This is a genomic window from Pilibacter termitis (assembly GCF_900167335.1).
Classification (GTDB): Bacteria; Bacillota; Bacilli; order Lactobacillales; family Streptococcaceae; genus Pilibacter; species Pilibacter termitis.
In genome coordinates this window covers 20,705-31,797 of record NZ_FUXI01000031.1, presented here as the reverse complement: position 1 = coordinate 31,797, position 11,093 = coordinate 20,705, and the positions used below count along the sequence as shown (strand labels likewise).

Here is an 11,093-nt window from a genome sequence, read left to right as displayed (position 1 = left end):
CAACAGCACTGGAAACTACGTTTCCAGCAAGTAAATGCTGTGGTTCACTGTTGCAGACTTCAGAACGCACCATTACGCTTTTATTTTTTCTAGCTACATGGTACTGAAGTCTGGCAACTGCTCACAACAGCACTGGAAACTTATGTTTCCAGCAAGTAAATGCTACGCTTCACTGTTGCTGACTTCAAAACGCACCTCGTAGCTTTTCTTATTTCCAAAAATTGTGATTTTATTCTTTTACTGCACCGATCGTGAGACCGCCGATAAAGTATTTTTGGAAGAATGGATAGACAACTAAGATTGGAACCGTTGAAATCACGACAACTGCCATTCTCAAACTATCGCTTGGTAAATTGCTAATGTCTTGCACATTGCCCATTTTCATTGCATTAGCAATCATAAATTCGATATTGTTTTGCATACGAATGAGTAGATATTGAAGTGGGACAATTTTTCCGTCATCAATATACATCATTGCGTTGAACCAATCATTCCAGTAGCCTAGAGTCAAAAATAATGCAACGGTGGTAAGCCCCGGTAGAGAGAGTGGCAAAATAATACGGAAATAAATTTTCCACTCACTTGCTCCGTCAATATAGGCTGACTCAATCAAAGACTCTGGTACGGAGAGTTTATAAAATGTACGCAAAATAATAATCGAAAACGTAGACATACACATTGGCAAAATCAATGCCCAAATTGAATTTCTCAAGCCTAGAACGTTGACCATTACAAGATAGCTTCCGATAATTCCGCCACTAAAGAGCATTGGTACGACGGAAAATAGATTAAAGAATTTTCCATATCGAAAACTTCGTCTGGAAAGCGGATAAGCAAAACTTGACATCAAAAACAATCCTAGCACTGTTCCAATAACGGTAATCAAAATCGACCAACCAAATGATTGCAACAATTCATTGCCCTCAATAAGCGTTTGGTACGCACTTAAACTAAATTCTTTCGGAATAAAGCTAAAACCGTATTTTTTTAGCGAAGTCGTCTCCGTGAGAGATACAGCAATCACTAAAATAAAGGGAACAATGGTCAGTAAAGCAAAAATCCCTAGTATGATTGACAAAATGATATTGGAAGACGGTTTGATTTGCCCGAATGCACTGCTTGTAATTTCTTGTTTTTTCTTTGACATTGCACGCCTCCTATAAAATTCCTGAATCTTTGTCGATTCTCTTCATGATTTTGTTTGTTCCTAGAACAAGGAAAAGTCCGACTACCGACTGGAAGAACGAGGCAGCTGATGTCAAACCATAATCGCCCATTGTTTTTAACCCTCGGTAAATGTAGGTGTCAATCGTTTGCGTTACACCAATTAACGCCCCCATGTTACGTGGCACTTGGTAGAATAGACCGAAATCTGAACGTAAAACGCCCCCCATTGCCATGATAAGTAGAACGATAACAACAGGTCTAAGCATTGGAATCGTAATTTTGGTAATTTGTTGAAGTTTACTTGCTCCGTCTAAAACTGCCGCCTCGTAATAAGATTTATCCATTGCTGTAATTGCTGCTAGATAAATAATCATGTTGTAACCCATTGTTTTCCATAATTGCACGAGCGTTAAAATAAACGGCCAATACTTTGGTTCGACATAAAACTCTATTGGCTTCATGCCAAATGATTTCAAAACGGTGTCGATATAACCATTTGTCGGATCTAAAAACGCAAAGACAATATAACTTACGACAACCATTGAGAGAAAGTAGGGAATAAACAATATGCTTTGGTACAATTTGGATAATTGCTTGTTCAGCATTTCGTTTAAGGCGAGTGCCAAAATCAGTGGAACGATTAAACCTAGCACGATGAAAAGCAAATTATACCCTAGAGTATTTCTCAAAATAAGAGCGGCATCTCCTGTTTTGAACAAGAATTTAAAATTATCCAGTCCTATCCATTCACTTTTCATGAAACTTTCAAAAAAAGACCCACTTACACGAAATCGTTTGAACGCTAGTAAAATCCCAAACATTGGGAGATAACTAAAAATCAAGAACCAAATTGTTCCGGGTAAGGAAAGCAACAATAATTCTTTATTCTTTTTAAAATCTCTCAAAACTTTATTTTTCCGAGGGATTGTTGTACTACTCATTTTCTTCACCTCACGTTCTTGCAGCTATTCATTTAATACAGGATTGTCATAATCATACACACCGATATAAGAAAGCGTTGGGTACCAGCGACTTGATAAAATACGAATTTCTAACTCATCTGTTGTGACTGGTTGTTCTAGTTGACAAATCTTTTTGTAGCCAACGGTATATCCTGTATAAATACGCTCAAACTCTCCGTTTTCATTTTTCATTGCAATTTCAAATTGTTCAATCCGTTGTCCTAGTGGTAAATGTTCACAAAGTTCAATTAGAGTAAATGTTTGTTTTTCCGCCCATTTTGCAGTAATGGTTGCTGTATCGTCATCTTCTTTGGCACACCAATAGCCTTCATTTCTTGTCTTTGTGAAATCAATTACTACCTCATCCTTTTGAGTGGACGTTGTAGAAAGTTTTGCCTCTGCAACTAAATTTTCACGCTGGAATTTCTGAATTTCTTCTCCCATTGCAAGTAAAGTTGCCTCGTCTTCTTTTGCGATAAGTCCTTCTTTATTTGGCGGAATATTTAACAACAGCGTAGCGTTCCCACCTACTGCATGGAAGTAAATATCCATTAGGTTGGCAAGTGAGCGAACTTTTTCGTCTTCTTCTTCGTGATAAAACCACCCCGGACGAATAGAAACGTCAACTTCTGCCGGCCACCAAATCATTTCTTTTTCATCTTTAACCAATTCAAAAGAGCCTAAATCATCATCTGTCGCATCAAAATTTTCTCGGAAATTCGTATCATCTTCAGACTGAGAATGTTCTCTGATTTTGTCTTGATCAAATAAATGTTTGGGTACGACACTCCATTCCTCACGGCGAGTATGCCCTGCCTCATTCCCAATCCAACGAACATCAGGCCCGCTAATTGAAATAGCTGCATTGGGTTGCAATTCTCTGATTAAATCATAATAACTTGACCAATCATATTTTTGTCGTTTCCCATTTGGCCCCTCACCACAAGCTCCGTCAAACCAGACAGAAAATACTTCACCATAATTCGTCAAAAGCTCGGTTAATTGATTGCGAAAATACTGGTTATACTCTGGCGTACCATAACTTTGCTCGTGCATATCCCACGGCGACAAATAAAACCCAAATTTTATCCCTTCTTCTAAACACGCTTGCGAAACCTCTTTGACCACATCACCCTTGCCGTCTTTCCAGTCTGAACTTTTCACTGAGTAATCGGTATATTGACTTGGCCACATACAAAAACCGTCATGATGTTTGCACGTTAGGATAACTCCTTTCATTCCTGCTTTTTTCACCGTTCGTATCCACTGCCGTGCGTCAAAATTTGTCGGGTGGAATACTTTAGGACTTGTTACGCCGTCCCCCCACTCTCTTCCTGTAAAGGTATTCATTCCAAAGTGAAAAAAAGAATAAAATTCCACTTCCTGCCAATCCAATTGCACCTTACTTGGTCGGATGTTTGCTAATTGTTTTTTCCTTTGTTTCCTCTCCATGCTCTGCTCCTTTCGCATTTACTTCGTACACGCTTGAGTTTTAACCTCCGATTTGCTACGTTCAAGCAGAGAATCTCGCAAGTTTCGCCTGCCCAAAGTCTTTTTAGAGGTACCTTGTTTTCTTCCCCTTTGCTATTATTATAGCTAAAAGAAATCGCTATCAAAATTGGCGGATTTATATTTTTTTGTTTTTTTCATAGTCATTTTATTTCTACAAAAAAAGCGTGGACCAAATTGTGCCCACGCCTCTTTAATATATTATTTTTTATTCTGTTTCGCTAATTTCACACCCAAGTCGATAATGTAATCACGTAAATTTTCTTTTACTTCTGGGTGAGTGAGTCCGTATTCGATAGAAGTTTTCATAAATCCAAATTTGTCCCCAACATCATAGCGTTTGCCTTTAAACTCATGAGCGAATACTCTTTGCGTTTTGTTTAATTCTTCAATTGCATCTGTCAACTGAATTTCGCCACCTGCACCCGGTTTTTGCGTGTGTAGGAAATTAAAAATTTCTGGCGTTAATAAATAGCGACCGATAATTGCCAAATCACTTGGAGCATCTTCTACTTTTGGTTTTTCAACGAACGCTTCTACATTGAAAAGACCTTTTTTCGCCTCACCACTTGGTTTGATAATCCCGTATTTATCCGTTTCTTCATGAGGAACTTTCATCACTGCAATGGTAGATGCGTGAGTGTATTCATATTCATTAATCAACTGTTTCGTCAACGGCACTTTGTCTTCCATAATGTCGTCACCAAGCATTACCACAAACGGTTCCCCACCGATAAATGATTCTGCTTGCAATACTGCGTGTCCCAAACCATTTGGATGAGATTGACGAATGAAATGCAAACGAATATCTGTCGTTTCTTCTACCAGTTTCAATAGTTCTGATTTTCCTTTTTGGCGAAGATTTTCTTCTAGTTCAAAGTTTGAGTCAAAGTGGTCTTCGATTGGACGTTTCCCTTTACCTGTGATAATCAAAATATCCTCAATCCCACTTTGAAGTGCCTCTTCAACAATAAATTGAATCGTTGGTTTGTCTACAATTGGTAACATTTCTTTTGCCATTGCTTTTGTTGCAGGTAAGAAACGTGTCCCCAATCCTGCTGCTGGAATAATTGCTTTTCTCACTTTTTTTGTCATAAGTTTTCTCCTCGTTTTTTTGATTGATTGGTGAAGATTCGGCTATTCATGATAGACTTTAAAACGCACTTCTTCACTTTTTTATTCTAGCTACGAAATAGTCTACCATTTCTACAAAAAATAAGCATTACTCTTCACAAAGAAATTTTGTTTTTAACAAAAAATTAATCTTCAAATTCATTTTCAGGTTTTGCTTCACGTAGCATGAGCTGACAAATGGCGTTGCGGATTTCTTTGCCATTATAAATAACATCATAAATCGTTTCCGTAATTGGCATTTCAACGTTCAAATCTCTGGATAATTCATACGCTGCTTTCGTTGTTGAAACTCCTTCGATTACCATTCCCATGTTTCGCTCGATGTCCTCAAGTTTTTCTCCACGACCGAGAGCATCTCCTGCTCTCCAGTTACGTGAGTGAATACTTGTTCCTGTAACAATCAAGTCACCCACACCGCTAAGCCCCATGTACGTCAACGGATTCGCACCCATTGCCACACCAAGACGAGTGATTTCAGCAAGTCCTCGTGTAATGATTGCCGCTTTAGCATTGTCGCCATAACCAAGTCCATGCAATGCTCCTGCTCCAACTGCAATAATATTTTTCAATGCTCCAGCAGTTTCCACACCCACCACATCTTGATTAGTGTAAATCCGGAAGTATTCGTTGGTAAACAGATGTTGCACGTATCTTGCCGACTGCTCATTTTCACAAGCAGCTGAAATCGTTGTAATATCTCGCACCGCAACTTCTTCCGCATGAGAAGGACCTGAGAGCACCACAATATCTTTTCTAACTTGTTGCGGAATTTCTTCTGACAAAATCGTTGAAATTCTCTCGTGCGTACCTTGCTCTAAACCTTTTGAGGCATGAATAATCATCGGCACGCCTTTTGCTATTTCGGCATATTGTTTAGCGACAATTCTCATCACTTTTGTTGGAACAACAAACAATACAGCGTCCACTCCCTCAACAGCTTCGGATAAGTCGTGAAAAGCACGAATGTTTTCATCCAGCACAAGCTCTGGAAGGTAGTGTTTGTTCGTATGTTGTTCGTTAATTTCGTTGATTTGTTCTGGAATATTGCCCCAAATTCGTACTTCATGTCCGTTGTCGTTTAATGCTTGTGCGAGAGCTGTCCCCCATGAACCCGGACCTAAAATTGCTACTTTTTGTTTTTCCAACTGAAAAACCTACTTTCTAATCGTTATAACCGTTTGGATGCTTGCTATGCCAAGTCCAAGCTGTCTGGATAATTTCCTCCATTGTCGTATAACTTGGTTGCCAACCTAATACGTTTTTCGCTTTTTCACTACTAGCAATCAATACATCAGGATCTCCTGCTCGGCGTGGCCCAATTTCTGTCGGAATAGCGTGTCCTGTCACTCTACGAGCCGCCTCTAATATCTCAAGATTGGAGTACCCTTCTGCACTTCCAAGGTTGAAAGCCGTGCTTTCTCCACCATTTTTCAAATATTCCAGTGCTAAAATATGAGCGTCAATCAAATCTTCTACTTGCACATAATCACGAATATTCGTGCCGTCTTTTGTATTGTAATCATCTCCGTAAACAGTCAATTTTTCACGTTGGCCAAGTGCAACAGAGAGAATAATTGGAATTAAATGCGTTTCATGTGTATGTGCCTCACCAATAGAACCGTCAGATTTTGCACCTGCCACGTTGAAATAACGAAGTGCTACATAAGACAAATCACTCGCTTTAGATTGCCATTCCATCATTTTTTCCATCATCAATTTGCTCTCACCATAAGGATTGATTGGCTCCTGTGGTGTCGTTTCAACAATTGGAATTTCTTTTGGCACACCAAAAGTTGCTGCTGTTGAAGAAAATACAATGTGTTTCACGTTAAATTCTTGCATCACTTCAAGTGTAACTTGGGCTCCATAGACGTTATTGTTAAAGTATTTCAATGGAACTTCCATGCTTTCACCGACAAGGGAGGCTGCTGCAAAGTGCATAACACCTTCAAGATTTTTTTCTTCCGTGAAAACTTTACGCATAAACGCTTTATCACGAATATCTCCCTCATAAAAACGAGCAGCTGCGTGCAAAGATTGACGATGTCCTGTTACCAAATTGTCAATTACTGCTACATCATAACCGCCCTCAATTAGCTTATCTACTGCGTGAGAGCCAATATAGCCCGCTCCACCTAAAACCAGTACTGTCATGTCTTATTTCCTCCAGATTTTTCCTATTCTAAAATCCCCATATCATTACTATTTTAACAAAAGAAAAGAAAAAATGAAATGTTTGAGTGTATTTTATTAAGGTTTATGATAAACTTTACAGTAAAGAAAGAATGACTAATTTTTTTGCCGTTAATATAAAAAGAAAAAACGAAGTGGCGGATAAGTAATCTCTTGCACTTCGTAGCTAGAAAAAGGAGCATTAATGTGAAAAAGCTGTTCCAAAACGAAATCGCCTTATACTTAATCTTTGGTGTAGCGACAACACTTGTTTATATATTGGTGCGATTTTTCATGCTAAGCGTAGGGTTTGGTACAACAGGGGCTGTCAATATTGCACAAATTGTTGCGATTTTATTCGCTTTTATTACCAATAAAGTATTTGTTTTCACTAAATCTGATAAATCAAAAAATGTTTTTGTAGAGTTTTTCCAGTTTGTTTTAGGGAGAATGAGTGGCTGGGTGCTTGATTTATTGATTAGTTATCTCTGTATCGAGGCAGGGGCGAATTTCTTCATTTCGCTTTTTCATCTTCACGCACTCAATTACCAAAAAGGGATTTTCTCAGTCAAACCATTTTCAAGTTTTATCGGTTCAGCCGAATTGGTCAATCAATTTTTCTGGACATTAGTGATACAAGTCTTGATTATTTCGCTTAATTATTTAATTAGTAAATTTATCGTCTTTAAACAAGGGAAAACGGAGGAATAAGAGATGAGCAAAATTTTGTCGGTAGTCGTCCCCTGCTACAACGAAGAGGAGGCTATTCCATATTTTTATCAGGCAATGGAGGAAATTCAAACAAAAATTGAGTACACTTTTGAGTACATTTTTGTCAATGACGGTTCAAGCGACAATACACTTGCCGTTTTGCGTGAATTGTATCAAAAAAATCCAGAAAGTGTACGTTTTTTATCTTTTTCACGCAATTTTGGAAAAGAGGCTGGAATTTATGCAGGATTGCAAGAGGCAACAGGGGAACTTGTTACCATAATGGACGTCGACTTGCAAGACCCACCTGAATTGCTAATCGAAATGATTACCTTGATTGAACAAAAAGAATATGACTGTATCGGTTCACGTCGCATTAGTCGTGTTGGCGAGCCGCCTATTCGCAGTTTATTTGCCAAACTTTTCTACAATCTCCAAAACAAAATCAGCGATACACATATGGTTGACGGTGCAAGAGATTATCGGCTAATGACTAGACAAATGACTGATGCCGTATTACAAATGAGCGAATACAATCGTTTTTCAAAAGGATTATTTGAGTGGGTTGGGTTCAAAACGCATTATTTAGAATTTGAAAATGTCGAGCGTCAGCACGGACAAACAAGTTGGAGTTTTTGGAGTTTGTTCAAATACTCAATTGATGGGATTATCAATTTTTCCGCAATGCCTCTTAGAATTGCGACCGTCTTTGGCTCAATTTTTTCGGTTTTGTCCTTTATCGGTATTCTCTTTATTGTCTTTCGTGCGTTGGTCAATGGAATCGACACTCCCGGCTGGGCATCTACTGCTTGTATTATTTTATTTATCGGCGGTATTCAACTGCTCGCCCTCGGAGTGATTGGCGAATATATTGGAAAAATTTTCCTTGAGACAAAAAATCGTCCACTTTACATTATAAAAGAAAAAAATCCAGCTGCTAAATAGTGGCTGGATTTTTAACTGAAACCAAATCAAAGATCTGGATAAGCAAAACCGTCATCATAGAATTTCATGAACATTAAACGATTTAGATAGACAACTGCTTCCTTGTCGCTAATTTGAGTGTACTGCCCAAAATTTTCGTTTTCCATGTCCATATATTCTAAGAGAAAATCACAATCCTCCCATTGCGATGTGGAAACATTGTAAAACATTTCCTCTAAATTTCTCGTATCTTGTCGAACAAGCAGACCTTTTCGTTTGGCATCTTCTAATACATAATAATCAAGCATTTCTCTCACCTCATTCTCTAATTACTCTCAAACTTATTCTAATTTTTTCCTATAAGCATAATACTTTCATTCTTCTCGTCTTCTTACTTCTATTATACCAAAAGGAAACGATTTCATGTAGAGAAAACTAAAAAAAATCGGCGAAGAAATTCTCGCCGATTGCTTTTTTAAAAGAATGAAAACAAATGTTCCCAAGTCGTTGATTTGAATACGTCAAATGAATTGCCGCCGCCAAGCACACCGTAGCCAATCATAGTACCTACAACGAAAAATACTGCCATTAAAATCAACACGAGCAATACTTTTGCAAGGTTGGAGGCGATATAGCTTTTCTTGCGTTTCTTTTCCCCGTCATTTGACTTTGGTCTATTCATTTTTGGGTGTTTCGTATGTTTTTGAGAGCGTTGTGCTCTTGTTACTCTTTGCTCCATTGTAAATCCCTCATCCTAACTTTACCCGACTTGCGAAGGAATTTTTACTCCCTCTTGAATTTCCACACGCTCCACATTTGCTCCAAGTTTTTGAAGTTTTTCGTGAAATTTGTAATATCCCCTATCCAAAAATTGTAAATTGCTCACTCGTGTAATCCCTTCTGAAACTAACCCAGAAAGAACAAGTGCCGCAGCAGCACGTAGATCAGTTGCAATCACTTGTGCTCCTTGCAATTGTCTGCCACCTTGAATCACTGCGACGTTGCCGTCTATCGACACGTCTAAATTCATTCTACGCATTTCTTCAAGATGTTGGAAACGATTTTCAAAGACCGTTTCTGTCATGATAGAATTTCCTTGTGCAAGGGCTTGAATAGCCGTCATTTGTGCCTGCATATCTGTTGGAAAACCGGGGTGTGGCATTGTTTTTACATTGGTAGGACGAATAAATTCTGAACCAATCACACGAATCCCCTCGTCCTCTTCCATAATCATTGCCCCCATTTCTTGCAATTTAGAAATGAGCGGACGATTATGCTCCACAATCCCATCTTTTATCAAGACATTTCCTTGTGTCATTGCAGCTGCTACCATAAATGTGCCTGCCTCAATTCTATCTTGCACGACAGAATGACGTGTACCATGCAGTTTCTCAACACCTTCAATACGAATGGTTTCCGTTCCTGCACCGTGAATTTTTGCCCCCATTTTGTTGAGAACATTTGCCAAATCGACAATTTCAGGTTCACGTGCGACGTTTTCCATAATGGTGACTCCTTTTGCACGTGTGGCTGCCATCATGATATTTTGCGTTGCACCTACACTTGGAAAATCAAGGTAAACTTTCGCTCCGTGCAATTCTTCTGCAATCGCCTCTATATAACCATTTTCTTGGCGAATTTCCGCTCCAAGAGCCTCAAAACCTTTCAAATGTAAATCAATCGGACGTTTCCCAATCGTACATCCTCCCGGCATAGAAACTCGAGCATGACCATTTCTCGCAAGAAGTGGCCCCATTACAACAATACTCGCACGCATTTGGCTCACGTATTCGTACGGTGCCTCAATTTCTAATGGAGAAGTAGCAACCGTTGTAACCGTTCTATTTTCTTCATCGAATGTTAAATCTACATTTAAATGACGAATCACTTCGTTCATCGTAAAAGTATCAGATAAAATTGGGACATTGTGCAAGGTAACACTTCCCTCCTCTGCAAGCAAAGTTGCCGCTAGGATTGGTAAAACAGCATTTTTTGCCCCTTCGATTTCAACTTCGCCAACTAGGCGATTATTGCCACCATATACAAGAATTTCTTCCACGTTGTTCACTCCAAGCTTGTGATGCAAATTTTTCATCTACACATCACATATTTATATCTAGGGTACCTCGAAAACAAGAAAAACTATCTAATTTTGGCTTAACCAGAGTTTTTAGAGGTAACCTATATTCATAAAACTTCGTTTTCATAAAACCACCGCCAATTATACCAGAAAAAATTGAATACGGCTATTAAATTTTGGTTACAGTCCTAAAAGTAAATTTTTTGTTAACAAAAGAAGTTCCTGAAAAAAAGAACTTGCCGTGTAGCCTAGCATAATGGCAAGGAAAAAATAAACAAAACGAATTTGTCCGTTAAATTGGATATTCGGCTTAAATAAATTTTCTAATTTCATACTTTGCAAACTCCAAAACGCGAGATAGATAAAAATAAAGTGCGTAATAATCCGCCCTAGTGCATCTAATCCGTAATAAGTATTTACCATGAATTTCTCCT

At 38.5% G+C, this 11,093-nt stretch carries 12 protein-coding genes; 2 read left to right on the top strand and 10 right to left on the bottom strand.

Features of this window, described 5'->3' with window-relative positions:
* Positions 1 to 229: 229 nt before the first annotated feature.
* The 6 genes from B5D30_RS11205 to galE all read right to left on the bottom strand — a co-directional run bounded on the left by B5D30_RS11205 (position 230) and on the right by galE (position 6,926).
* Positions 230 to 1,147 (bottom strand): carbohydrate ABC transporter permease, encoded by a 918-nt coding sequence (locus B5D30_RS11205; protein ID WP_078808157.1) that lies wholly within the window; start codon positions 1,145 to 1,147, stop codon positions 230 to 232.
* 10 nt (positions 1,148 to 1,157) lie between these two features.
* Positions 1,158 to 2,108 carry an ABC transporter permease gene (locus B5D30_RS11200; RefSeq protein WP_078808156.1) on the bottom strand — a complete coding sequence of 317 codons (951 nt, stop codon included), beginning with the start codon at positions 2,106 to 2,108 and terminating at the stop codon, positions 1,158 to 1,160.
* A gap of 24 nt (positions 2,109 to 2,132) precedes the next feature.
* A complete protein-coding gene (locus tag B5D30_RS11195; RefSeq protein ID WP_144399584.1) occupies positions 2,133 to 3,581 on the bottom strand; it encodes an alpha-L-fucosidase in 1,449 nt (482 codons plus the stop codon).
* A gap of 258 nt (positions 3,582 to 3,839) precedes the next feature.
* On the bottom strand, positions 3,840 to 4,733 hold the full coding sequence (gene galU, locus B5D30_RS11190) for a UTP--glucose-1-phosphate uridylyltransferase GalU (protein WP_078808154.1): 894 nt from the start codon (positions 4,731 to 4,733) through the stop codon (positions 3,840 to 3,842).
* Between the two features lie 164 nt (positions 4,734 to 4,897).
* Positions 4,898 to 5,917, bottom strand: coding sequence for an NAD(P)H-dependent glycerol-3-phosphate dehydrogenase (locus B5D30_RS11185; protein WP_078808153.1), 1,020 nt, complete (start codon positions 5,915 to 5,917; stop codon positions 4,898 to 4,900).
* A gap of 16 nt (positions 5,918 to 5,933) precedes the next feature.
* Complete coding sequence (gene galE, locus B5D30_RS11180) at positions 5,934 to 6,926, bottom strand: UDP-glucose 4-epimerase GalE (RefSeq protein ID WP_078808152.1); 993 nt, start codon at positions 6,924 to 6,926, stop codon at positions 5,934 to 5,936.
* A 225-nt stretch (positions 6,927 to 7,151) separates the two neighbouring features.
* On the opposite strand from galE, the gene B5D30_RS11175 reads away from it, so the two are divergent.
* Together B5D30_RS11175 and B5D30_RS11170 are read left to right on the top strand one after the other, a co-directional pair.
* Positions 7,152 to 7,655, top strand: coding sequence for a GtrA family protein (locus B5D30_RS11175; RefSeq protein WP_078808151.1), 504 nt, complete (start codon positions 7,152 to 7,154; stop codon positions 7,653 to 7,655).
* 12 nt (positions 7,656 to 7,667) lie between these two features.
* Positions 7,668 to 8,600, top strand: a complete 933-nt coding sequence (locus tag B5D30_RS11170) for a glycosyltransferase family 2 protein (protein ID WP_078808162.1) — start codon at positions 7,668 to 7,670, stop codon at positions 8,598 to 8,600.
* 26 nt (positions 8,601 to 8,626) lie between these two features.
* Here B5D30_RS11170 and B5D30_RS11165 read toward each other — a convergent pair whose 3' ends face one another.
* The 4 genes from B5D30_RS11165 to B5D30_RS11150 form a co-directional block, all read right to left on the bottom strand.
* Complete coding sequence (locus B5D30_RS11165) at positions 8,627 to 8,887, bottom strand: hypothetical protein (protein ID WP_078808150.1); 261 nt, start codon at positions 8,885 to 8,887, stop codon at positions 8,627 to 8,629.
* A gap of 167 nt (positions 8,888 to 9,054) precedes the next feature.
* Positions 9,055 to 9,261, bottom strand: coding sequence for a DNA-directed RNA polymerase subunit beta (locus B5D30_RS14365; protein ID WP_078808161.1), 207 nt, complete (start codon positions 9,259 to 9,261; stop codon positions 9,055 to 9,057).
* A 78-nt stretch (positions 9,262 to 9,339) separates the two neighbouring features.
* The gene (gene murA / locus B5D30_RS11155; RefSeq protein WP_078808160.1) at positions 9,340 to 10,638 is read right to left on the bottom strand and encodes a UDP-N-acetylglucosamine 1-carboxyvinyltransferase; all 1,299 of its coding nucleotides are present in this window, start codon (positions 10,636 to 10,638) and stop codon (positions 9,340 to 9,342) included.
* 201 nt (positions 10,639 to 10,839) lie between these two features.
* Positions 10,840 to 11,082: a DUF1146 family protein gene (locus B5D30_RS11150; protein WP_078808149.1), complete on the bottom strand. Its 243-nt coding sequence runs from the start codon at positions 11,080 to 11,082 to the stop codon at positions 10,840 to 10,842.
* Positions 11,083 to 11,093: the final 11 nt, after the last annotated feature.